Consider the following 24,647-nt stretch of genomic DNA (forward strand, 5'->3'; position numbering starts at 1 on the left):
GATTAAGACTCCAGGGAGATCCAGATGGTTTTTAATTCGCTAAATTTTTCCAGCGCATGCAGGGATTTATCGCGTCCGTTACCGCTTTGCTTATAGCCGCCGAATGGCACGGTCATATCACCGTCGTTGTAGTTATTCACGAAGACCGAACCGGCCTTCAGGCGGCGACTCATGCGGTGTGCGCGCGACAAATCACGGGTCCAGACCGCGGCGCCCAGACCGTAGTCGCTGTCGTTGGCCAGCGCCAGAGCTTCGGCTTCACTGCTAAAACGGGTGATGACCAGTACCGGCCCGAAGATTTCATCGCGGCTGACGTGGGCTTGCGGCGCGGTGTCGACAAAAATAGTCGGGCCGATGGCCGCCGGGTGTACGTGGCTGCGGCCATCCAGCGCCAGCGTGCCTTGCGCTTCACCGTCGCGAATAAAACTGTGAACGGTGTCGGCATGCGTGTTGTCGATAAGCGTGCCCATCGTGGTTTCCGGATCCAGCGGGTTGCCCGGCTGCCAGTTTTTCGCCTGCTCTTTTAAAAGCGCGATAAACTCGTCGGCAATACTTTCTTCCAGCAGCAGACGTGTACCGGCGATACAAACCTGGCCCTGGTTATAGAAAATACCTGCCGCTGCATTAGCGGCGGCTTTCGGTAGATCCGGGCAGTCGGCAAATACGATGTTGGCACTTTTACCGCCGGCCTCCAGCCAGACGCGTTTCATGTTGCTGTCGCCAGCATCTTTGAGCAGTTGCTTGCCGGTGCGGGTCGAGCCGGTAAAGGTGATCACATCAACATCCGGATGCAGCGACAGTGCCTGGCCCGCCTCGTGACCGTACCCGCTCACAACGCTGAGCACGCCATCGGGCAAACCTGCTTTTTTAGCCAGTGCGGCCAGGCGAATCGCGGTCAGCGGTGATTTTTCGGAAGGCTTGAGGATCACGCTGTTACCCGCAGCCAGAGCCGGGCCGAGCTTCCAGCAGGCCAGCAGCAGGGGAAAATTCCACGGCACGATGGCCGCAATCACGCCCACCGGTTCGCGGACAATCAGCGCTAAATCGTTCACCGAGGTAGTGGCAACTTCACCATAGACTTTATCTATCGCCTCGGCGTACCAACGGATGGCGCGTGCCGCGCCGGGAATATCATCACGCAGGCTATGGCGAATCGGTTTACCGGTGTCGAGCGTTTCCAGTAGCGCCAGCTCCTCGTGATGCTGCTCCATTAAATCGGCGAGTTTGTGCAGTACTGCTTTGCGCTCTGCGGGTGATGCCTGCGACCAGTCCCCGCGTTCAAACACGGTGCGGGCTGCGTTGACCGCGCGGTCAACATCCGCTTTTTTGCCGCGGGCGACTTTGGCGAGCGGGCGTTGTCCTGCCGGATCCTGGGTAATAAAGGTTTCGTTATCGGCGGCGGCACAATATTCGCCGTTAATAAATAAACGGGTTTCCGGTGAATAATGGCTGGCTTTCTCACGCCAATATTTAAGATTCTGAAAGTTCATAGCTACTCCTTTTATATCAATAAGATAAAGTTCGTTGCTGATCTTTTTCAGGCAAAATCAGGCTGCACGATACCCCAGGGATGTACCCTGTTAATGCGCGTTATTTAAGAAGGCCTGAGAAACTCAGGCCGCTACTTATTAGAACGTGGTGGGAGTGTGGGCACTGATGATGCGGCAGATCCCCGCCGAAGTGTTGCTGAAGCTGTGTGGTATGCCGGTGTTAATGGCATAGCTTTGCCCTGCAACAAGAGGATACGTTTGACCGTTGATGGTCAGTATCACTTCACCTTCCAGTATTGTGCCAATCTCTTCACCCTGATGTTTAATTCTCTCCCCGGTTGTCGTGCCTGGCTGATAGGTTTCAAACATCATTGCCAGCGTGCGATTCGGATTTCCGTTGTGTACCAGCTTCATGGATACTCCCTGACTCCCGATCTCAATCAAATCATCCTGATTGATAACCACCTGCGGTTCGTCAGGCTTTTCCGGTTCCGCGAAGAACTCGGAGAGCGACAGCCCATATACTTTCAATAGCTTTTGCAGCGTACTGATGGCAGGACTGACTTTATCCTGCTCTATGGTGCTGATGGCGCTATGCGTTAACCCAGACAGTTCGGCGGCACGACGCTGCGAAAGACCCAATTGCTGGCGGATCTCTGACAAACGTTTACCCGGCGCCAGGCCGTCATCGCTCATAATTGCATTTCCTTAACTGTAGTGGTCAGAGTCGCTGTTTTTCAGCGAGGTGGTTCTGACAAGCGGTGATAAAACCTTCAAGTAACAAACGCGACAGGGCGTATTCGCTACTGTTCCATTCCGGGTGCCACTGCACGCCGAGCGCGAAAGGATGGTCATGGACGCTGGCCGCTTCCACTAATCCATCCTGCGAGCGTGCTTCCACGCGCAGCTGCGGGCCAAGGGTTTTTGCGCCCTGACCATGCAAGGAGTTAACCCAAAACGTGCTGCAACCTGGTATTAACTGAGATAGCAATCCTCCCTGTTGAACCTGGACTTCATGAGATGGCGCATATTGCTGCTCCACCGGGAGTTCCGCATCTTCACGATGTTCCAGGAACTGTGAGTGATCGCACAGGCGACGATACAGAGTCCCGCCAGTGGCGACAACTAATTCCTGTAAGCCCCGGCAGATGGCGAAAATGGGAATGCGCCTTTCGAGCCCGGCGGTAATTAGCGCCATGCTCAGAAGATCACGCCCGGGATCGGCGTCAGACTCATCGCCATTTTCACCATAGAGGTGCGGCTGCACATTGCTTGGGCTTCCTGGCAGGAAGATACCATCCAGTTTCGGTAACAGCGCGTTCAGCAATTCGGGTTCCGCGAGCGCATGGGGCAGCGCTATCGGTAATCCACCGGCATTTAATACCGCATTCAGGTACTTTTCTTGCAGAGTCTGGGTCTCATGACCCTTAAGCCTGTTCCTACACATCACTACACCAATAACTGGCTTGTCAAATATATTGCCCATGATCGACCTCACGTTTTGGAATAAATTATTGCCAAACGGTTCCTTGTTGTGCAATTCCGTTCATTATTTTCTCAATCTAGCAGCGGAATAACCTTCTAGCAAACTTAATTTAACATTTGACAAACAATTTGTTTGCATCCAGAGTCGAATGGTGGACATTATATTTAACAGTCAAATCACAGAGCAGCTTACCAGGCCAACGGCGGTGAATCATGGAAACCAATATCGTAGAAGTTGAGAATTTTGTTCAGCATTCTGAAGAGAGACGAAGTAGCGCGTTTGCGCGCGAAGTTAAGCAGTATCTGGAACGCTATCCTAATACGCAGTATGTGGATGTGCTGTTAACCGACCTTAATGGCTGTTTTCGCGGTAAGCGCCTTCCGGTTGCTGGATTGCATAAGTTAGAGAAAGGCTGCTATTTCCCGGCATCTGTTTTCGCGATGGATATTCTTGGCAATGTGGTCGAAGAGGCGGGATTAGGCCAGGAGCTTGGCGAACCGGATCGGACTTGTGTACCGGTGGCAGGCACGTTAACCCCTTCGGCCGCCGATCCTGAATTTATTGCACAGATGATGCTGACGATGCTGGATGAAGATGGCGCTCCCTTTGACGTTGAGCCGCGGAACGTACTGAACCGACTCTGGCAGAAACTTCGCCAGCGCGGTCTGTTCCCCGTCGTAGCGGTAGAGCTGGAGTTCTATTTACTCGATCGTAAGCGCGATCCCGAAGGTTATCTGCAGCCGCCGTGCGCGCCGGGTACGGACGATCGCAATACCCAAAGTCAGGTTTACTCGGTTGATAACCTGAACCATTTTGCTGATGTGTTAAACGATATCGATGAACTGGCCCGTTTACAGCTGATCCCGGCTGACGGCGCAGTGGCTGAAGCCTCCCCTGGGCAGTTTGAAATCAACCTCTACCATACCGATAACGTGCTCGACGCCTGCGATGACGCGCTGGCGTTGAAACGTCTGGTACGGCTGGTGGCGGAGAAACATAAGATGCATGCCACGTTTATGGCAAAGCCTTATGAGGAGCATGCCGGTAGCGGGATGCATATCCACATCAGCATTATGAATAATAAAGGCGAGAACGTGCTGGCCGATGCGAATGGCGATGATTCCATGTTACTTAAGCGTGCGCTTGCCGGGATGATTGATCTGATGCCCGCATCAATGGCGCTGCTGGCGCCGAATGTGAACTCCTATCGCCGCTTCCAGCCGGGTATGTATGTGCCGACTCAGGCTTCCTGGGGGCATAACAACCGTACGGTGGCGCTGCGTATTCCCTGCGGCGATCGTGATAACCATCGGGTTGAATATCGCGTGGCAGGGGCGGATGCCAACCCGTATCTGGTGATGTCGACCATCCTGGCGGGGATCCTTCACGGTCTGGATAACGATCTGCCGCTGCAGGAAGAGGTGGAAGGCAACGGACTGGAGCAGGAAGGGCTACCGTTTCCTATCCGCCAGAGCGATGCGCTGTGGGAGTTTATGCAAAACGACAGTCTGCGTGAATTATTGGGTGAGCGTTTTAGCCACGTGTATCACGCCTGTAAAAACGATGAATTAATCCAGTTTGAACGTCTTATCACCGACACTGAAATTGAGTGGATGTTGAAAAACGCCTGACAGTCGTACAGGTCATTTAAAAAGAAGTCGCATCATGCGGGCTGAGCGGAGCCAGCCCGTCAAAATTGCAGGAATACCTGCCATTTCCCGGATGTCGCGTAATGGAGCGCGGGCGACAACGGGTCTTCAGATAACCGACAGAGTTTGTGACGAGGAAATGTGATGATGCCAATGTTTAAAAACCAGCCCCGCGTGAGCATCCATGGCTCCCGCAGTAAGTACGGACCGCATCTGTGCCGTGCAACATTGACGCCTTTCTTATGGCTTTCTACCCCGATACGACCCAGGTCTGCTGTTCCCACATTTCGAACGCAGATCTGGGCTCGTCGCGGGGAGGAAAGCTATGTCGACTAATTCTTCTGTGGATCTTGCAGCCCAGCCGGGCAAAGCACAGTTGCGTAAATCTCTCAAGCTGTGGCAGGTAGTGGTGATGGGGCTGGCCTATCTCACGCCGATGACGGTGTTTGACACCTTTGGCATTGTTTCGGGTATCAGCAATGGCCATGTTCCGGCCTCCTATCTGCTGGCCCTGGCGGGCGTACTGTTTACCGCCATCAGTTACGGAAAGCTGGTGCGCCAGTTTCCGCAGGCCGGTTCGGCCTATACCTATGCGCAAAAAGCGATTAATCCGCATGTGGGGTTTATGGTCGGCTGGTCGTCACTGCTTGACTACCTTTTCCTGCCGATGATTAACGTACTATTGGCGAAAATTTACCTTTCCGCGCTATTCCCGGGAGTTGCGCCATGGATTTGGGTGGTGCTGTTTGTGGCGATCCTTACCGCGGCCAATTTGAAAAGCGTTAACCTGGTGGCGAACTTCAATGCCCTGTTTGTCCTGGTGCAGGTGGCGATCATCGTGGTGTTTATTTTCCTCGTGGTGCAGGGGCTGCACAAAGGCGAAGGGGTCGGGACCGTCTGGTCGTTGCAACCGTTTATTAGTCAGAATGCGCATTTGATTCCGATTATCACCGGGGCGACCATTGTCTGCTTCTCGTTTCTCGGCTTTGATGCGGTAACGACTCTCTCTGAAGAGACGCCAGATGCTGCGCGCACCATTCCAAAAGCCATTTTTCTTACCGCGCTGTACGGTGGACTGATCTTCATTGCCGCCTCGTTCTTTATGCAACTGTTCTTCCCGGACATTAGCCGATTCAAAGACCCGGATGCGGCGCTGCCGGAGATTGCGCTGTACGTCGGCGGCAAGTTGTTCCAGTCTATTTTTCTGTGCACCACCTTTGTGAATACGCTGGCGTCAGGTCTGGCGTCGCATGCCAGCGTTTCTCGCCTGCTGTATGTGATGGGCCGCGATAACGTCTTCCCGGAGAAGTACTTTGGTTATGTCCATCCCAAATGGCGTACTCCCGCGTTGAACGTCATCATGGTCGGGATTGTGGCGCTGTCGGCCCTGTTTTTTGATCTGGTGACCGCTACGGCGCTGATTAACTTTGGCGCGCTGGTGGCCTTTACCTTCGTTAATCTGTCCGTGTTTAACCACTTCTGGCGTCGCGAAGGACGTAAGCATACCTGGCAGGAAAAGTTGCACTATCTGGTATTGCCAATGGTCGGTGCCGCCACGGTAGCCGTACTGTGGGTGAATCTGGAAGTGACATCGCTGACGCTGGGACTGGTATGGGCCGGCGTCGGGCTGGTGTATCTCGCGTACCTGACCGGACGCTTTCGTAAACCGCCGCCGCAGTTTGACGCCGCGAAATCTGAGCGCGCCTGGGAGTGATGGAAACGGAATCGATCGACGTGTTTGGTTGAGTTGGGTTAAAAATGAAATACGGTATGTCGCGGCAAACGGTCGCGGCATACCTGATTTAAATGATGTACCACTTGCTTTAGGGAATAAAAAAACCGGCACGGGAGCCGGTAAGTGGAACAATGTAGGAATATAATTATTATTATAATTCAGCCAACTCAATAGGAACGGGTTTCCCTATATGGTATCCCTGTAACCAACCAATACCCATCGTAATTAGCATCTTTTCAATTTCCTCATTTTCAACAAACTCAGCTACTACTTCCATGTTTTTGAGTTTTGCTACTTCGCAGAAGGATCTGACGGCGCATCGACTAAATTCATCGGTCAGTATATTACGGATGAAGGAGCCATCAATTTTCAGAATATCTGCGTCTAATGTTCTGAGTCGTGAATAGCTTGACGCCCCTGTGCCAAAATCATCAATAGCAATTTTAGAACCGGCTTTACGTAATGCTCTCAGAACATCAGTGACATTAGCGTTGTCAATGATATCTGATTCAATGACTTCAAAAATTATACGTTTAGGTGCGATGGAATATTTTCTAAATAATGTGAAAACATTATCAAGAAAATCAATTTTATTAAGCGAGTCAGGTGTCAGATTAATGGAGAAATGACTGTTCGGGTCAGATTTCTGCCGTGACTGTATAAAACGAAATGTTTGCTCAATAACAGTGATATCCAGTGCAGGAAGTAATCCTGCCTCGCGAGCAACCGGTAGGATGGTGTCTGGAAAGATTAACTTACCATCAACCATTTTTATCCGAATAAGTATCTCGTGATAACGTGTCAGTCCCGTAGTTGAAACGATAGGCTGAACAACCAGCATCGTTGATACGATGGGTTGAGCCATAAGCTCAAACGATTTTCTGTCAATTTCTTTTTGCAACATATGACGAATGACAGCCTGACTGACAATTTTATCACCTGGCACCTGCGGGCTGAGTAACAACGGTTGTCCCTGCATTAACGAGATGTAGCTTTGGGTATTAAGATGTTTAATTGCTTGTGATAAATTTTTAATCAGGTTTTTCTCGGTGGTATATGCCACACCACAAGATAGTCCCAATTGGTAATCCTTCCAGATAAAACGAAAAGAGTTTAGGTCTTTGTAAAGAGCAGGAATGTCAGGGACAGTATTAAGGCGAAGAATTATTCCATGACCTGGTGCGTAATAAATGTTACCTGTATCCTTAATCAATTTACGTACATATGCACTTAGCGCTTTTACAAATTCAAAACGGAATTCTATTCCATGAGTTTGCTCCAGCGTATTCAACTCTGTACAACGGATGTAACACAAGCACTCTGTTGCGTGTTTACGGATGTCCATTTGCAGGGCCTGAAAGTTAGGCAGTCCGGTATTAGGCTCTGATCTAAAAAGTTGTTTGAGGCGGCGGAGATATTTTCGGTTACGGACCACAAGTACACCGGTAACAACAATCGTAAGAGAAAAGACAAACACTATCGTGGAGGAAATCACGAGACTATGTAAATAATTATTATAGTTATCCGGCGAAATATAACTGTTTATATAATATCCCAACAGGATGAGCATTGTTACCCATACAGGGGATATAAAAGCATGGCCAATGCAGATCACTCCCCACAGCATTACTGGAAGTAACCACAGTAATGAATAGTCTGTAAATATAAGAATATCTTCTCTGATGACGATCAAAGCGGACATAATGCACAGTAACAGCACCAGCCATAATACTTGATACAGAATAGGAGGGCCGGATTTTATCAGCGTCTTCACTTGTCTGATGTATAAAATGCACCATGCAGGGTTTTGAACGCTTCTAAGCAACAGATAACAAAAAGGGATGCCAGTCAGGCAAGAGTTCATCAACCACTGTAAGTTAATTAGTGTTTGTAGTGTAAAAAGGTTTGTGATCGGTGCTGAGGCAGTGTTTGACTGGAGCCAGTGATCAATCGAGATGAATAGTAAGGCGTTGCAACACACGAGCCAGACAATACGCAGGGTTGTAAGCTGGCTACGACCAAAGCTAACCGCGCCTCGTTTACCTGTCGAGAAAAAGTAGAGTGTCTGACTAATGAGAGCAGCCAGTAGCTGAGCCGTTAGCGTGAATACCGAAGATAAAGAGTAAGAGTAAAGGGCATACAAGAAAAAGGCACCCAAAATTGGCAGCGCCTTTTGCCGGTATAAAACCAGCAGTGCAGAAATAAGAGGTAAAGTGAGATCGTAAAAATGCAGTGTTATACCCGCAACATCCTCTTGCTTACTGAGATGACCAGCGATCAGCTGTAATGCAAAAAACGCGATGCCTACACAAAAATAGTCTCTAAATGTATTAATAAAATTTATATTTTCAGTTTTTCTTAGCAATATCATCATTCGCAATTCTCAGTGAGTTATCACCGTTCTCGATTTAAGTCATCTACTTAAAACAGGTTAGACTGGAGGTTTGAAATGTGTATTTTTGGATGTTTTCGCTAATTGAAAACCATTCTAAAATATGTTATGTAAATTTTTTAAAGGTAACCCTCGATAATTTCCGTGTGTTTCACAACGCAGGGAAGAACAATCTTTATGGCTGTGCTGATAATAAAAATTCCGTCAGTAGCCATTATTTAAGACAGAATAGACGATCGATAAAAACGATCAATATAAATCTTTTGATAGATTTTATCGATAGGTTTGGCAGATCATAAATACCACGAAAGATCGATAAAAGCTATTAAAATGTTATTTTTTAATGGTGTTTATTTCATAAATGTTAATTGAGCACTTTGTTTATTAAAAATTAACCTATGCAGGCATCCTTCTAAAGGAATTATTATGATATTGGCAGGAAAGTGAGTTTCCCCACCTTCCCACAATACACTCAATTGTTAATCATTAACGAGGTTGCTGCTGTGTCGCGCAGTGAATGCCGCCGCCGCCAGCCGCAATGCCATCAATATTCAGTTGTATAATTTCACGATCGATAAACAGCTCCTGCAAAATAGCATGGGTATTACGATCGGTGCGCTTATCGCCAAATTGTGGTGCAATGACGGCATCATTACACAGATAAAAATTGATATACCCTGCGGCAAAATCATCACTCGCATAAGTCTGGCGGATGGTAGAAGGTCCTTCCAGCGTGACTACCTTCAACCGTCGGCCTTTGGCATCCGTGGCGGCTCGTAATATGTCCAGATGACGTCGGGTGATCGCGTAATCAAAGGACGACGGATCCTGCTCAAGACCTGTCACCACCGTACCCGGATGCGTGAACCTGGCATAAAAATCTGTATGGCCGTCGGTAATATCCTTGCCGGCAATACCCGGCAACCATATGATTTTCTCCAGACCTAGCAGTCGCTTAAGTTCTTCTTCGCATTCGGCTTTGCTGACGCCGGGATTACGGTTGGAGTTAAGCACGCTGCTCTCGGTAATAATCGCCGTGCCTTCGCCGTCTACCTCAATACCGCCACCTTCCAGAGTCAGCGCCGAGCGGATGAACTCGGTATGAACATAATCAGTAACGAATTCAGCCACATCGGCATCACGTTCGTGCTCTTGCTTATTGCCCCAGCCGTTAAAATTAAATCCCACACCGCCGAGCGCACCGCTGGCGCTTTTCACAAACACCGGCCCGGTGTCGCGGATCCACAGATCGTCTATCGGGTGAACCAGAAGATTGACCGACGGTCCGCACAGACGCGCGGCGAGTTCGCTGTCTTCTTCGCGTACCAACATATTTACGGATTCAAATGCGGCGATGGTTTTAGCAACTAGCGCCAGGTTTTCCTGCACCACCGGTAGCAGATGAGGCTCCCAGATCTCCGCACTGGCACCAAACGCCATCCAGGTTGCCGCATGCGGTGCGCCTTCATCCGGCATTTGCCAGCGGCGGTCCTCTGTTGCGCGGGCAAATTGGCTAAAACTGATGCCTGTCATACCGGCGAGTAGCATACTCGTTGAAGTCACCAAACCTTGCCAGACGAACGAACGTCTTGTCATCATAGGATTAACCTTTGCGTATATTTATCTGATATTGGATGAATAAAATAATAATAGATAATTAATGTTCTGCGTATTTTAAATATTGAATAACAAATGAATTGATTGCGGATAAGTTTCATGCGGAATATATCACAGGAGATATTCGTTGCAATCTCTTCGTTTTATATTATGAGTGAAATTGACTACTATTAAAATTTCTCAACTATATATTTATATATAATTTATATTTATCAGCATGAACATGTGTCACACCGTTGGCTCTGAAGCCCCGTCTGACGGGCCTTGCCGCGGATTGTGATCTGGCCGATTGTTCTGTTGTATTTATTAATGCCATGAACCGCGTGGACTATAGTAAAGATGGCCGTTATTTCTCATCATTAATAACCGTGAGTGGGGGGTGTGAATGAAGAAGATACTGATGCTGGTCGGAGATTATGTCGAAGATTATGAAACAATGGTGCCTTTTCAGGCTTTGCAAATGCTTGGGCATCGTGTGGATGCCGTCTGTCCGGATAAAAGTCAGGGTGACTACGTTCAAACCGCCATTCACGATTTTGATGGGGCGCAGACATACAGTGAAAAGCCGGGACATCGTTTTACGTTGAATGCGAATTTTGCCGAGGCGCGGGCCGCCGATTACGATGCTCTGTTGATCCCCGGCGGGCGTGCTCCGGAATATCTTCGACTGAATCCAGATGTCATTAAGCTGGTGCAAGATTTCAACACTGCCGATAAGCCTATCGCTGCGGTTTGTCATGGGCCCCAACTATTAGCGGCGGCGGGAGTGTTAGAAAACCGGACCTGTAGCGCTTATCCGGCCTGTGCGCCTGAGGTCCGTCTGAGCGGTGGACATTATGCCGATATTGGCATTGATCAGGCCCACGTTGATGGCAATCTGGTGACGGCACCAGCATGGCCCGCGCATCCGCAATGGTTAGCTAAATTTGTTGAAGTATTAATGAAGTAAGCGACGATGAGATGAAAAAGTCGGTATAACCAGCCTGGCTATACCGACAGGAGATATTACCTCTGCATGAGTGCGAACACGCCCCACCCGATATATTCCCGGGTGAAGGTAACGTGGCGTGCTGGTGAACTTCTCAGTTGCTCTCTGACTTCGACGGCAAACTCATCGTCCGGATTTGCCTCAAGCCACCGGTGCATCGTCAACCATTTTGCCGCCTCGTATCTGTCCCAACCCTCCTGGTCCGCCAGTACCATTTCAACCACGTCATAACCGAGCTGGTCGAAAGACGAAACGCGTTCTGGCAGAGAGAGAAAATCAGTCACTGAAGTCGCGCCGCAAGACTTAGCGATCTCCTCCGTTGCGGGTATCTGGCACCAGTATGGTTCGCCGATGAGCAGGATCCCGCCTGATTTGAGACTTTGTTCCAGCTGTTTGACCGTTCCGGCAACGCCGCCGGCAATCCAGGTTGCACCAATGCAGGCGGCAATATCGAATTTTTCTTCGGCGATATAACCTGTTGCATCGGCATGAATAAAACGCACGTGCTCAGCGACGCCCAATTCACTTGCCCGCAGGGTGGCTTGCTCGCTGAATAACTGGCTCATATCGATACCAACGCCGGAAATTCCATGATCGCGTGCCCAGGTGCACAACATCTCGCCAGAGCCGCTGCCGAGATCCAGGATGCGGGTTCCTGGGGCCATCCGTAAAACCTGACCTAACGTTGCATATTTCTGCGCGGTGAATGGATTATGAATGCGATGTGCGCTTTCGCTGATTGTAAAAATCTTCGGGATATCCATCTCTCTCTCCTTAGCGATTATCCAGTTGGGCGCGAACGTTGTTCAGCCCAGTGGTATTGATGCGGTAGGGCTGACCATTGACGGATTTGATCAGTTTTTTCGTTCTGAGCTTTTTGAATACATCGAGCGTGCAGTCGCAGAGCAGTAACCCTTCGCGGCTATAGCATTCGACGGAAGTGACACGACCTGATGCATCACGGACGTGAGCAATACGGCCACCTTTGGCGAGTACGTGTAAGGTACGTTGTTCCTGACGGGATAAATTCATACTGGAAAACCTGTTTAATCATCATGTGCAAAACGTGCAAACACACAGTGGTGTCCGCATTCGATTTCGGCGCATTGATAACCAGTCCGGCCTGAAAAGGTCGGTAAGCTGATTATCTGATGATTACATTCTCCAGCATCAAAGCCTCGGGTTGAGTTGATAGATATTTACCTGCTGAATCATACCAGCCTGGACAAGTAGGGGAATCGTCCTGTCGGGAAAATGTGATCTATGACTAAAAATTGCGTTTAGCTTATTTTATAATTTTTTAACTCTCAGCTAGCTGAGCGGTGTATGAATGTATTAAATTTATTGAATTTTCAGACATCGTCAGTAGCGGTATTGGTCGTAATGATGTGTAGTTGGTCTCACTTGCGTCACACTATAGATTAGTGATATTTAATCTTTTCTTATCTTAATTTTGTTTTATTTGATAAACAGGTCTTTATTATAAAAAGAATTTTTAATTGTGTTTGTTTTTAATTCTATTTAGGAATTTTCTTAACGTCATGAAGTGTGTATACTCAATCCTGCAAGAAGCTCTTCTGTTATCATCAAAACTATAAAAATGTCCTTAACACCCGTATTACCTCTGCCCTGTATCTCTTCTCAGGGGAGAGGTTTTTTTTCTGTATATTATTTTGATAGCCATCATAAATAGATAATTTAATATTATTGTTCTTGTTGCTTTACATTAGTGATGACGACAGATTTTTTTCTCTGAATCATACGTTACTATTGAAATAGTATCGCTATGAATCTATTTTATAGTGAATAGTGTAATTTTATATTTATTTATAGCGGTATTATATAATTTTTCTTATAACTGCCTGTTTTTCAGCGTTATGTTAATTCTCGCTTTTGAAATAATTGTGATTTTGTTCACGGATTTTAGTGCGTTAAGTGGCTATTTGTAGAGAGGTGCAAACGGTTGCATTTTGCTGTTACAGCATTCGTTCATTAAAAAATATAGCGATGGTATTTCTTGTGTCGGTATCGGGTGCAAAAATCTAAATGATTTTTATTATCTCTTAGATATACGAATACCGTTTATGACTTCTGTTAGCTTAACACCATGGAAAATGCAGTAAAAACAGACAGGGAATATGATTTTATCAATCAGAACGGAGCTTTTAATCACTGGCATAATTACTGGCTTTTTATCTTCCTTTTTATAAATCGTTGTCGTAATGCCCATAAAGTCAGCATTCTGGGATGAGTGCTGATTTTATTTTGTTCTCAGATTATTCAACCCACGCTGTATGCAGGTCTTCTCTTGCAGTACCTCGTAAATGATACATTAAAGGATCTCCTGGAATGGATATTGTTGAACGCTTTATTAACTACACGAAAATCAATACCACGACCTCAAGGGAAAATGGTGCTAATGGGATAATGCCTTCTTCACCTGGTCAAATGGAACTGGCAAAACTGCTGGCAGTAGAACTTGAAGCATTAGGAATGGAAAACATTGAGGTCAGGGATACCGCTATTGTGACAGCGACATTACCTGCAAATACGGACGACGCGATCCCTGTCGTTTCCTTTTTTGGTCATCTCGATACCAGTGCGGAACAGACTGCGGACACAAAAGCACAACGTCTTCACTACAGCGGTGGGGATTTGTGTCTGAACCAGGAGCTAAAAATTTATCTGCGCGAAAGTGAATTTCCAGAACTGAAAAATTATATCGGTGATGACTTGCTGGTGACGGATGGTACCAGTCTGTTGGGGGCAGATGATAAAGCCGCCATCGCCGCGATTATGAATGCTCTGGAGTACCTTGTCGCACATCCGGAGATTAAGCATGGGCCGGTGAAGGTCGGTTTTGTTCCTGATGAAGAGCAGGGATTACGAGGTGCAAAAGCATTTGATGTTGCGGCGTTTGGGGCTGATTTTGGCTATACCCTGGACTGCTGCGGCATTGGAGAATTTGTCTATGAGAACTGGAACGCGGGTGATGCGGAAATCATCTTTACCGGTCAGTCCGCACACCCTATGTCGGCCAAAGGTAAGCTGAAGAACTCTCTGCTGATGGCGCATAAGTTTATTGCGATGCTGCCCGGAGGAGAGGCGCCTGAGTATACGGAAGGACGCGAAGGGTATTACTGGGTAAAACAACTTCAGGGTAACAGCGCCCGTACGGTACTTAAGCTGGATATCCGGGATTTTACCGAAGAGGGGTATAAGGCGCGTATGGCATATATCCGCCAGTTGGCCGTCAGCACCTGCGCGCTGTGGGGAGAAAACAGCGTGGTCTGCCATTTAACCGATCGCTATGCCAATGTGTTCAATAGCTTGCAGGGCGATGCTCACTACCCGATTGATATTGCGTTACGCGCGTATCAGAAGTGTGGCATTACCCCGCAACCTGTCGCCATGCGTGGTGGATATGATGGCGCAGTGTTATCGCAGAAAGGACTACCTTGCCCGAATATTTTTACCGGTGCCCATAACTTTCATTCGATTTATGAATACCTGCCGGTGCGTTCACTGCGGGCCGCCAGCGATGTCGTGGTAGCGGTCATTGAGGAAACCTTTGCTGAGTTCGCGCAGGGGAGAGCTCAGTCATGATTCAGGTGTTAATTGCCCTACTGGTGATCGTGGTGGTCGCGCGTCTGATCCTGAAAGGTTATCGCGCTGAACCCGTGTTGTTCATTGCTGGCCTGGTGTTGATGATTTGTACGGCGTTAACCGGATGGGGTTCTGTATTACCGAAGGGTGTTGCCAGTACGGGGATTTCATTTCTCGATCCTTTCGAGGTGATGCGCGATCTCTTTAGTACGCGTGCCGCCGATCTCGGCCTGATGATCATGGCGCTCATGGGATTTGCGCATTACATGGATCATATCGGGGCAAATGAAGCGGTTGTGCGGGTTGTGACGAAACCTTTGCGCGCGCTGCGTTCGCCCTATGTGCTTCTATTTTTCTCCTATCTGCTCGCCAGCCTCCTGCAGTTGGCCATTCCATCCGCCACCGGGCTAGCCGTGTTGCTGATGGGGACGATGTTCCCCATTATGCTGGGGTTAGGGCTTTCTGCGGCCTCAGCCGCTGGGGTTATTGCCACCTCGCTTGGTGTGGCATATACCCCGACGGCCATCGATGCTATCAGGGGATCTAAAGCGGTCAATATGGATGTGGTGGAATACGTTGTTTACCACCAGGGACCCGCAGCGCTGGCAACCGTGCTGGTCGTCGGTGTCTGCCATTTCTTCTGGCAGCGGCATTGCGACCGTAAAGCGGGGACACTTCCACGAGAAATCGGTAGCGCTGAGGTGACTGACTCAGGAAAAGCCCCGGCTTTTTATGCGTTGCTCCCGATGCTTCCGATACTGATGGCGGTGGGATCATCGGAAATGTTTGTCAGTGGTATTAACCTGAATATTATCACCATTGTGCTCATTTCGATGGCTGTCTGTATGTTGATTGAATGGCTGCGGGTGCGTGATTTAAAGTCAGTATGCGAAGGATTCAGCCATTTCCTTAAAGGCATGGGCACTGCCTTTACCGGGGTAGTTGGGCTGCTGGTTGCGGCAGGTGTTTTTGCTCACGGGATTAAAGTTATTGGTGCCATTGATCAATTAATCCTGATGGCGGAGCACGTGGGATTACCCCCATTTGCTATGGCGGTGGTGTTTGCGCTGGTGACGCTGGCGGCAGCAATTATTATGGGATCGGGTAATGCGCCATTCCTTGCTTTCGTTGAGCTGATCCCGCAAATCGCGGCAAGTATGGGCGCTAACGCTGTTGCCATGATCCTGCCGATGCAGCAGGCATCACATATGGGGCGGGCAATTTCACCGGTTTCCGGCGTGGTGATTGCCGTTTCCAGTGGGGCGAAAATAACGCCATTTGATGTGGTTAAACGTACCGCCGTACCGCTGATTGTGGGCTTTGTAACTCATACCCTGATCATCGGTATTTTCTATTAACTTCGTTTGTAACAAGCAAACTTCCGGCTTGCTAAATGTCCGGTAGTTTGCTTTTTCTGATTACACTCTCATCACCGCAGATAATATTGATTACTGGTGATTATTATTAACTTTTATCTTTATCGCATTATTCTTATTGGACATTGTTGAGCTATTCTGGATTAATGATTAATAAGTATGATGTATTGTATTTGCACGTTTATTACATAGGGATAAGTTAATCTGGATCATATTTTGGCGATTTTAGTTGTAGTAATTTTTTAATAGAGTAATACAAGAATAACGTGGAATAACAATGACGATTTATTTGGGCAGGTTTAAGTGGTAAGGGATTCTGGAAGAGTTAGTACGTTACGACATCATTATCAGGATGATCTGGAAACATTTACCTGGAGTGCGTTAGTTGCAATTGGTATCGCAATAAAGGATCATAAGATCTACTCTAAAATGTCAGAGCATCTATTCATTATGCATTGGCTGGCTATTGCCAAAAAAAGAAAAATATTTTCGAAGAGCATTGTCAGTGAGCTTCAGTGGCTAATTGATGAGGGGAAGAAAAAAAGCATCAATGCACAACTTAAATTTAAAATAGAATATTTGTACGCCACGTCGAGTGGTGACGTGACAATGCAAAACGACTATTTTAAATTTACTCATACGATTGAAATATTGAGAAATAATGGATGGGAGAGCTTTCTGCTCACTCCAGAGAAGTGGCAAGGACTTCATGAAAGTATTAAGGTCAGAAAAGGTGACTTTATCTTTATGGATGATGCCCGGCTTCAGGAGTGCTTTGGCGTGCAGGGCGAGATTGTCAAACCTTTCTGTATTCGAGTGTACGGCGATGTTGAGTTTGCAAAGTTAACGTTCATCAAACATAACCTGCCGGTTGAATTTGTGAAACACATTTCGAATGAGTTTCATTATTTCAATTTCCTTTCTGTTAAGTAATGCTTAACTGATATAGAGGAAAAATTTCTGTTTGTTCAAAGAGCAGTGATCTACTTGTGAAAGTATCGGATATATACCACGCGCAAAGGATAGCGAATGTTTACTCGAAAGTTAGTGATTACAACCGAATGGATAAGGTTGTCGGATACGTCAGACAATATGTCCATTTCTTTTCGGGGCGTTCTTGAGATCGGTGAAAGCACAGTTGTGCCAGATGACAATACACCTCTACTTCGTTTAGAAAATGACATGGCACCTATCGCCGTTGATGCGTTATCATGGGTGAGGGTGCCAGTTGAACGCCATGAAAATGTTATCGTCTATATTTTCTGAATCCGGGCTTATTAATCCATTAATAATATTAATGTCGATTTGTTCTTATTTTATCCTTCCCGGTGCAAGATGAGATGTCTGGCTGAACAATTTGTTGAGGATCACATCACGGGTGAGAGCATTTGTAGTGCGTGTACATTATAAATAATGCCAAACACCGCCACCGCGAGCAGAAAAAGAGAGGAGATAAAACCGCTGCATCTGGCAAAGCGCGCTGGTATCCAGCGTTTGAAAACCACGATGTAAAAAGACAGCACCGTCACATCAAAAATAACCCACACCAGCGTTAGCGTCAGAATGCTGGTGGTGAAATCTTGCGTAATGGCAATGAATTGGGGGAAAAACGCTACGAAAAACAAAATGTCCTTTGGGTTGGCGACCCCGGTCAGAAATCCGTGGATAAGCCCGCTGTTATCGCGTTTTCGCGCACCCAGCCCGGGGTTTGAGGCCCTGGCCCGCAGGCCATTAATCGCCATCACTCCGATGTACAACGATCCCACAAGACCCAGTACGCCAAGCCATATCGCAGAGATTGAAACCACGCCAGCTAGCATCAGTGCAGCCAGAGCAATCAGTACTAAAGAAGCGCCGTTAGTGCCAATCAGCGTGAGAAAAGCCCGGCGATAGCCGTGCTGCGCCGCGGTGGTGGTAATCAGCGCCACGACAGGACCCGGTGTTAACAGCAGGGTTACTACGCTGAGGCTATAGGCAGCCAGTAAAGTGAAATTCATACCTGATTATCCTGATGATATTTTCCACCAGTATTCCGTTTACGTAGCGCATTGAAAAACGAATAAAACTACGCTCTACTGTGAGTAAAACTCAACATAGAAACTCACGATGACGCTACCTCCGTTGTATGCCCTGAGGGCTTTTGAAGCCGCAGCCCGTCTGGGAACGTTCAGCAAAGCCGCTATTCAACTTAACGTGACGCCGGGCGCGGTAAGCCGTCATATTCGCACGCTGGAGGCATGGTTTGGCTGTGAGCTATTTATCCGCAGCGGCCCGCGTATCGAGATAACACCTTCTGGCCAAGGGTTAGCGCAGCAGTTGACGGCTGGGTTTCAGAGTCTGGAACACGCGTGTCATGCCTTTCGCAGCAGTAGTCATGAGCTACGGCTGAAAGCGCCGTCTACGTTGACAATGCGCTGGCTTCTGGATGTGCTGCGTCTTTTCCGTGAAGCGCATCCGACCCCGGTGATCGAAATTTCCAGCGTCTGGATGGATACCGATTCGGTATCCTTCAGTCGTGAACCGTATGATTGTGCGATCCTGTTAGGGAATGGCCATTTTGGTGACGATACCGACAGCCGGTTGCTGTTTCAGGAGTGGCTTATCCCAGTGTGTTCACCCGCACTGCTGGTGCAGGCGCAGCGCGATCTTTCTGCCTGTGAACTGATTCATCCCTCAGCGGATCGCCGAGACTGGCGTCGGTGGCTGCAACGCACTGGGAAGTTTCCGGCGTTGAATCTTGCGCGAGGCAAAGTGTTCGACACCCTGGAGCAGGGTAGTCTTGCCGCGATGAGTGGTCATGGCGTGTCTGTTGCCGACCTGCTGCTAAGCCTGGCGGCCATTCAGGCAGGGATGTTGGCGTTACCGTTTAAAGATGCTGTGGCGACTGGCGAGGGGTATTACCTTGTCTGGCCAAAGGCTTCAACACGGCTCAGAAATATTGAGCTGCTGTATCGCTGGTTAAAAGAGGCTGCGCCGTGTGCCTCCTCGGCAGATCTAAACTGGCTGGATTAAGCTGTTTATTTTGCTGATTACCCATACTGATAATGGTTCTCATTATTATTGTCGTATTGTGCAGGTAATGGTAATGTTGCTTCAGTTATAAACCGTTAATCCCATTTCCTGTGCAGAAGACAGCATGAACAACACCACCGCCCTGAATGCCTCCGGACGCGTCGCTCGCACTTTCTCCGTAAGCGAGTTTATGGATTTTGGTGAGCGCTACGGGATCGATTACCGCTTTCCCCTGTTGGTACAAAGACCGGATTTGCCGTCTGGCAGCCCTGTTCTGCAAGGTGAAATTGAGGAGATGACTCTCCCCTGCGGGATGTGCGTGACGCACTCCGACGTACAGGTATTGCAACCCTACGAAACCACCTCTCGCCACGACAGTCCTCTGTATATGCTGGTGGTTCTGGAAGGCTGCGTGATCCTGACGCTTAACGGACAGGAGCATGTGGTGCGCTCCGGCATGGCGTTTAGCTCACGCCTGAGTGAGCACCAGACGATGCGTGCCCGTCATCATGCTGATTGTAAACTCCGGACATTATCGCTCGGTTTATATCCCGACGGCGCGTATCGCACGGGGTTGCTTGAATCGTTGATGCGCGAGTGGGAAAGGTGCCAGACGCCGACGCTTATCTGGCAGGTACCGGGGTTTTTACTCAGCGGACTGCAGTACGCGCAGCAGAGTACGATTAGCCATGTTTCTCGTCAGTTGATGCTGGAAGGGCTGATATTACAACTGTTCGGTCATGGTCTCAGCATGTGTCAGGTCGAGAGCGGTAAACGTCTTGCGGCGAGCGGTGAGCAGCAGCGGCTGGAGGTCGTTCGCCGACTGCTGGAGGAGAGTCCCGAAAATGACTACACCCTTAATGAACTGGCCCAACGCGCGGCGATGAGCCCCAGCAGCCTGCGCAGTAAGTTCCGTGCAGCCTATGGCTGTTCGGTATTCGACTACCTGCGCGATTGCCGTCTGGAACATGCGCGCGGCTATCTACTGGAAGGATATAGCGTACAGCAGGCGGCCTGGATGTCGGGTTATCAGCACGCCACCAACTTTTCTACCGCTTTTCGTCGCCGTTACGGCTTTTCGCCCGGCGATTTACTCAAACCTTGCTAATCCATATTTGCGTTTTACGCACGTGATTTCCTGACAATTTGGCACTGCGCATAGGCAACCTGGCATCCGGCATAGCTATCTCCGTCAGCAAAAAGGTAATAATTCTCACTTACAATTAGACATGCCTTTGGAGATATTCATGTTCGCGAAGACTCGCTTGGCGCTGCTGGTGGGATGGGTGACCGGCAGCGTGGCTTTTCCTCTGCTGGCGCAGGAAACAACAAAAAACGATACGGTGGTTGTCACCTCGCAGATGCAGAGCGGGGCCACGAAGCTTGCCACGCCGGATATTGAAACACCGCAGTCGGTATCGATCGTTACCCGTGAACAGTTTGAAGAGCAAGGCGCAACCAGCGTGCGCCAGGCTGTCAGCTATACGCCGGGGGTGTACAGCAATCAGATTGGCGCCTCCAACCGCTTTGACTACATCGTGCTGCGTGGCTTTTCTGACGGTAGCCTGGATAACGTCTATCTCGATGGTCTGAAGATGATGGGCGACACCAACTCACACAGCTCGCTGGTGGTTGATCCGTGGTTCCTCGAAGATATCGAAGTCGTACGTGGCCCGGCTTCCGTACTGTATGGCCGTTCCTCCCCGGGCGGTATTGTGGCGCTGACCTCACGTAAGCCGTCGTTTGATGCGGGCGGTGAAGTGAAGCTGTTTGCCGGCAACAATAACCAGCGCGGCGCGGCGTTTGACGTCACCGGGGCGCTGGATGATAACGATCGAGTGGCGGCGCGATTGAGCGGGATGACGCGTTACGCGGACTCGCAGTTTGGTCCATTGAAGGAAGAACGTTACGCGCTGATGCCCAGCCTGACCTGGCGTATCACCGACCAGACGCGTCTGGATCTGATGGCCTATCTGCACCGTGACCCGGAAGGCGGAAGCCACTCCGGTCTGCCGTATGACGGCACCGTGGTTCCGCATTACGGGCAAAAGATCTCCAATACCTTTTACGAAGGCGAGGATGATTATGACAAATACGATCGCCGTGAAAACATGGTGGGCTACAACATTGAGCATATGTTTGATAGCGGTTGGTCGGTGCGGCAAAAGCTGCGCTATCTGCATACCGACGTTGAGCTGAACCAGGTGTATGCGGCGGGCTGGTTGAATGAAACCGAGCTTAATCGCGGCTACTCCGGCTCCGATGAAAAAATGTCGGCGATTACGCTGGATAACCAGCTCGACGGCAGCTTTGATACCTGGCAGGTAAATCACCGTTTGCTGGTGGGGATCGACTATCAGGATCGCAGCAACAATACTACCGGTTACTACGGCGCTTTCCCGCCGATTGACGCCTTTAATCTGGTGTACGGCGCGAAGCCTGATTACATCGACATGTATGCGCGTGAGAAACACAAGCTGCGCCAGACGGGTTACTATTTGCAGGATCAGATGTCATGGGATCGCTGGCGTATTACGCTCGGTGGTCGCTACGATCAGGTCAGTGTGTCTAACATTGATAAAATCAAGGATACTCGCAGCGATCTGGATAAAAACAACTTCAGCACCCGCGCCGCGTTGCTCTATTTGTTCGATAACGGCTTTGCGCCGTACGTGAGTTACTCCACTGCCTTTACGCCCACCAGTTTTGCCGATGAGAACGGTAATCTGCTGGACCCGATGAAAGGCAAGCAGTGGGAAGCCGGGCTGAAATATGAGCCGGAAGGACTTAACAGTCAGTTCAGCGCGTCGGTGTTCCGTATCAATCAGACGAATATAGCCACTAAAGAAGAGCCGACCGATCCATACCGCTCGATTGGGGAAATTGAATCTGAAGGGGTGGAGCTGGAGGCAATTAGCCAACTGACGGATAGCTTCCGTTTGCAGGCGGCGTATACCTATACCGACATTCGCTATAAGAAAAGCAGCCCGGAAGAGCAGGGCAAGCGCGCAGTGTACGCCCCGCGTAACCAGGCCAGTGCCTGGCTGAGCTACGATGTAAAAAGTGGTCCGCTGGACGGTCTGACGTTGGGTTCAGGCGTGCGCTACGTTAACGGTATTACCAGCGATCGCCTGAATACTCACACCCTGCCGTCATACACTCTGGTGGATATGGTGATTGGTTACGACTTAACGAATATCGGTATTAATGGGTTGAGCGCGCAGCTGAACGTTAACAACCTGACCGACAAGCGCTACGTTGCGGCCTGTAACTCGCTCTCATACTGCTACTTCGGCGCCGAGCGCAGCATTGTCGGCAGTGTGTCCTGGAAATTCTGATGTTTTAGCCGGATGCAGCGCTGGCGCCTTATCTGGCCTGGTACAGCGTGCAAATTGTATGCCTGATGAGCGTAGCGCATCAGGCATAGTGGATTGCGGTTATTGTGTAAAACCGTTTTGCATACAAATCTGCGCGCTGGTTCTCAGAGTAAAGGAGACTTTGTCTGGGTACTGACTGTAATAGTTATGCTCTTCTTCCAGCCCTTTTGCCTGCGCCAGACGTACCGTTTCCAGCGAGCAGGTACGGTAGATCAGGTCTTTATTCATATTGGTCTGCTTCTCGCGCTGTTTATCTGCGGAAAGCGCCAGCCAGTTTTCGGACAGTGAGTAATCGTAGACCACCCGATTTCCTTTCGCCTGCACGTTCTCAATGGTAATAAATTCGTCGATTTTCAGTCTTGGCTGCCCACGCATTTTTTTCTTATCTTCTGCGGCGGCGTATTGGGCCAGCGCATGAATATCCATACTGGCTATTTTCTGTTTATAAGCATCTACATAGGCGGTAGGTTGCTGATAATGCTGAGCGTAAGCGTTTCTTAATTCCCCGTCACTCATCGTACAACCAGCCAGAAACAGAGGTAATAGCAGTGCCAGTTTTATTTTAGTCATGATGTTATCCCGTTCATTATTTTGATCCCAGTCGCCCATAACAAAATAGAAAAATTATTACGGATGATATTTAAGGTTGTATAAACGAGAGCACGATGGCACAAGTTCAATTGTCTTAAAATGGCAGGACAGACGGGAAACCCTGCCAGAATTGGCAGGGTTTTGAACATACTGATACAAAAATTAATGGCCGATCATCTTTGCCTTCGGGATCAGCTGGAAATACATATGATCGGGTACTGGCGTATCCCAGACATTGGCATAAACCGCATAACCAATGGTGGCAAACAGAATGCCAAGCACCAGTAGCGTCATGGCAACACCTGACAGCGTCCTCTGACGCCATAACGATTTACCACCGTTGCCTTGTGCTCCAGGCGGAGTCTGCAGTGAAAAGCTCAGCGTTGAGGCTACCGGGCAGGATTCAACGCAGGTCATGCAGCCAGTGCATTCCACGGTACGCACCTGAATCAGTCTGTCGACAGGGATATTCGACGGGCAATTTTTCGCGCATTTTCCGCAGTCGATGCAACTGTCTGCGTTACGGCGGATTTTAAACGGCGAGAATAGCGAGAACAGGCCGAGCAGCGCGCCATAAGGGCACAGATAACGGCACCAGGCATTGCGAATAAACAGGCTCAGGACGCTGATAACGACAACAAAGATGAGCGTAGCGGGGCCAATATGGCGAAAGAAATCGAGCATCTTCACGTCGATAATCATGCCATAGGCCGACATTAGAAAATACTGAATCCCCTGTGCAGGCATCGACAGGGCGATATACAAAAAGAAACTCAGCAACAGATACTTCAGACTGAGCAGCGGGATATCCAGCCAGCGGGGCAGCGTGAAGTTGCGACCAAAGGCTTTTTCCCCCAGATTGCCTAGCAGTTCGGACAGTGTGCCCACTGGACATAACCACGAACAGAAGGCTTTTTTTAACAACAGACTAATCAGGATAAACGCAACTAACAGCAGCATGGAGGCGGCATGGATGGGAGGAAGAAAACCAGTCTCCAGCGTATAGCGGATATTCATCAAGCCTGCGATCGGTAGCCATCCCTCAATACCACCAGGCCTTGGAATATAGACGCTGGTTCCGGCGGTTTCGAAATAGCGGACCCAGTAATAGAACGTTACGCCAATATAAATATTAATAGCCAGCAGGAGAAACTGGGTGGCTTTTCGCCAGCTGCTGGCATTGCGCCAGTCATTCCACGGCAGTTTGCCTCCGATCGTGCCAGGGCGGCGCTGCCAGCGCGTTCTCTTCTTCCTATTCATGATTTTATACTATCCCTCATATTTCCCCCTCTGCATTCAGAAGGCGTTATCACCGGGATATGCTAGCG

The 24,647-nt window shown here is 49.0% G+C and carries 20 protein-coding genes; 10 read left to right on the forward strand and 10 right to left on the reverse strand.

From position 1 onward, the window contains the following. Positions 1 to 2 precede the first annotated feature (2 nt). From puuC to puuD, 3 genes are all read right to left on the reverse strand, one after another. The gene (gene puuC, locus OGV71_RS08875; protein ID WP_204584031.1) at positions 3 to 1,490 is read right to left on the reverse strand and encodes an aldehyde dehydrogenase PuuC; all 1,488 of its coding nucleotides are present in this window, start codon (positions 1,488 to 1,490) and stop codon (positions 3 to 5) included. A gap of 138 nt (positions 1,491 to 1,628) precedes the next feature. Continuing rightward, a complete protein-coding gene (gene puuR / locus OGV71_RS08880; RefSeq protein WP_003830877.1) occupies positions 1,629 to 2,186 on the reverse strand; it encodes an HTH-type transcriptional regulator PuuR in 558 nt (185 codons plus the stop codon). Between the two features lie 25 nt (positions 2,187 to 2,211). After that, positions 2,212 to 2,976, reverse strand: coding sequence for a gamma-glutamyl-gamma-aminobutyrate hydrolase (gene puuD, locus OGV71_RS08885; protein WP_003838709.1), 765 nt, complete (start codon positions 2,974 to 2,976; stop codon positions 2,212 to 2,214). 212 nt (positions 2,977 to 3,188) lie between these two features. Here puuD and OGV71_RS08890 point away from each other — a divergent pair, with 212 nt between their 5' ends. Together OGV71_RS08890 and OGV71_RS08895 are read left to right on the forward strand one after the other, a co-directional pair. Then, positions 3,189 to 4,607 carry a glutamine synthetase family protein gene (locus OGV71_RS08890; RefSeq protein ID WP_008321000.1) on the forward strand — a complete coding sequence of 473 codons (1,419 nt, stop codon included), beginning with the start codon at positions 3,189 to 3,191 and terminating at the stop codon, positions 4,605 to 4,607. Between the two features lie 343 nt (positions 4,608 to 4,950). After that, positions 4,951 to 6,339, forward strand: a complete 1,389-nt coding sequence (locus OGV71_RS08895) for an APC family permease (RefSeq protein WP_003838705.1) — start codon at positions 4,951 to 4,953, stop codon at positions 6,337 to 6,339. A gap of 172 nt (positions 6,340 to 6,511) precedes the next feature. On the opposite strand, the gene OGV71_RS08900 is transcribed toward OGV71_RS08895, so the two are convergent. Both OGV71_RS08900 and OGV71_RS08905 read right to left on the reverse strand, forming a co-directional pair. Beyond that, positions 6,512 to 8,734 carry an EAL domain-containing protein gene (locus OGV71_RS08900; RefSeq protein WP_286533084.1) on the reverse strand — a complete coding sequence of 741 codons (2,223 nt, stop codon included), beginning with the start codon at positions 8,732 to 8,734 and terminating at the stop codon, positions 6,512 to 6,514. Between the two features lie 504 nt (positions 8,735 to 9,238). Beyond that, complete coding sequence (locus tag OGV71_RS08905; RefSeq protein ID WP_286533086.1) at positions 9,239 to 10,351, reverse strand: agmatine deiminase family protein; 1,113 nt, start codon at positions 10,349 to 10,351, stop codon at positions 9,239 to 9,241. 403 nt (positions 10,352 to 10,754) lie between these two features. On the opposite strand from OGV71_RS08905, the gene OGV71_RS08910 reads away from it, so the two are divergent. Further along, positions 10,755 to 11,318, forward strand: coding sequence for a DJ-1/PfpI family protein (locus OGV71_RS08910; RefSeq protein WP_003838695.1), 564 nt, complete (start codon positions 10,755 to 10,757; stop codon positions 11,316 to 11,318). Positions 11,319 to 11,374: 56 nt separating this feature from the next. Here the strand turns inward: OGV71_RS08910 and OGV71_RS08915 are convergent, their stop codons facing one another. Then, positions 11,375 to 12,121: an SAM-dependent methyltransferase gene (locus OGV71_RS08915; protein ID WP_204584027.1), complete on the reverse strand. Its 747-nt coding sequence runs from the start codon at positions 12,119 to 12,121 to the stop codon at positions 11,375 to 11,377. 10 nt (positions 12,122 to 12,131) lie between these two features. Beyond that, positions 12,132 to 12,389 (reverse strand): YjhX family toxin, encoded by a 258-nt coding sequence (locus OGV71_RS08920; protein WP_003021255.1) that lies wholly within the window; start codon positions 12,387 to 12,389, stop codon positions 12,132 to 12,134. A gap of 1,317 nt (positions 12,390 to 13,706) precedes the next feature. Here OGV71_RS08920 and pepT point away from each other — a divergent pair. The 4 genes from pepT (at position 13,707) to OGV71_RS08940 (ending at position 17,605) form a co-directional block, all read left to right on the forward strand. Continuing rightward, positions 13,707 to 14,963, forward strand: coding sequence for a peptidase T (pepT, locus tag OGV71_RS08925; protein ID WP_003021259.1), 1,257 nt, complete (start codon positions 13,707 to 13,709; stop codon positions 14,961 to 14,963). After that, positions 14,960 to 16,321: a C4-dicarboxylate transporter DcuC gene (gene dcuC, locus OGV71_RS08930; RefSeq protein ID WP_003830889.1), complete on the forward strand. Its 1,362-nt coding sequence runs from the start codon at positions 14,960 to 14,962 to the stop codon at positions 16,319 to 16,321. The genes pepT and dcuC overlap by 4 nt, the downstream gene beginning before the upstream one ends. A gap of 321 nt (positions 16,322 to 16,642) precedes the next feature. Continuing rightward, positions 16,643 to 17,272, forward strand: coding sequence for a DUF2913 family protein (locus OGV71_RS08935; RefSeq protein ID WP_008320988.1), 630 nt, complete (start codon positions 16,643 to 16,645; stop codon positions 17,270 to 17,272). Between the two features lie 96 nt (positions 17,273 to 17,368). Then, positions 17,369 to 17,605 (forward strand): hypothetical protein, encoded by a 237-nt coding sequence (locus OGV71_RS08940; RefSeq protein WP_003838687.1) that lies wholly within the window; start codon positions 17,369 to 17,371, stop codon positions 17,603 to 17,605. Positions 17,606 to 17,706: 101 nt separating this feature from the next. Here the strand turns inward: OGV71_RS08940 and OGV71_RS08945 are convergent, their stop codons facing one another. Next, positions 17,707 to 18,336, reverse strand: coding sequence for a LysE family translocator (locus OGV71_RS08945; protein ID WP_003021269.1), 630 nt, complete (start codon positions 18,334 to 18,336; stop codon positions 17,707 to 17,709). Positions 18,337 to 18,445: 109 nt separating this feature from the next. Between OGV71_RS08945 and OGV71_RS08950 the strand changes: the two genes are divergently transcribed. From OGV71_RS08950 to foxA, 3 genes are all read left to right on the forward strand, one after another. Next, positions 18,446 to 19,351: a LysR substrate-binding domain-containing protein gene (locus tag OGV71_RS08950; protein WP_130714943.1), complete on the forward strand. Its 906-nt coding sequence runs from the start codon at positions 18,446 to 18,448 to the stop codon at positions 19,349 to 19,351. Between the two features lie 124 nt (positions 19,352 to 19,475). Next, a complete protein-coding gene (locus tag OGV71_RS08955) occupies positions 19,476 to 20,459 on the forward strand; it encodes a helix-turn-helix transcriptional regulator (protein ID WP_204584025.1) in 984 nt (327 codons plus the stop codon). Positions 20,460 to 20,580: 121 nt separating this feature from the next. Beyond that, entirely contained in the window at positions 20,581 to 22,689 is a 2,109-nt protein-coding gene (foxA, locus tag OGV71_RS08960) for a ferrioxamine B receptor FoxA (protein ID WP_204584023.1), read from the forward strand. A gap of 99 nt (positions 22,690 to 22,788) precedes the next feature. Here foxA and OGV71_RS08965 read toward each other — a convergent pair whose 3' ends face one another. Both OGV71_RS08965 and OGV71_RS08970 read right to left on the reverse strand, forming a co-directional pair. Further along, positions 22,789 to 23,298, reverse strand: coding sequence for a hypothetical protein (locus OGV71_RS08965; protein WP_226999280.1), 510 nt, complete (start codon positions 23,296 to 23,298; stop codon positions 22,789 to 22,791). A 183-nt stretch (positions 23,299 to 23,481) separates the two neighbouring features. Beyond that, positions 23,482 to 24,579 (reverse strand): 4Fe-4S binding protein, encoded by a 1,098-nt coding sequence (locus OGV71_RS08970; RefSeq protein WP_286533091.1) that lies wholly within the window; start codon positions 24,577 to 24,579, stop codon positions 23,482 to 23,484. Positions 24,580 to 24,647 lie beyond the last annotated feature (68 nt).

It is taken from the genome of Citrobacter sp. Cf088, from assembly GCF_030334295.1.
Taxonomy (GTDB): domain Bacteria; phylum Pseudomonadota; class Gammaproteobacteria; order Enterobacterales; family Enterobacteriaceae; genus Citrobacter; species Citrobacter freundii.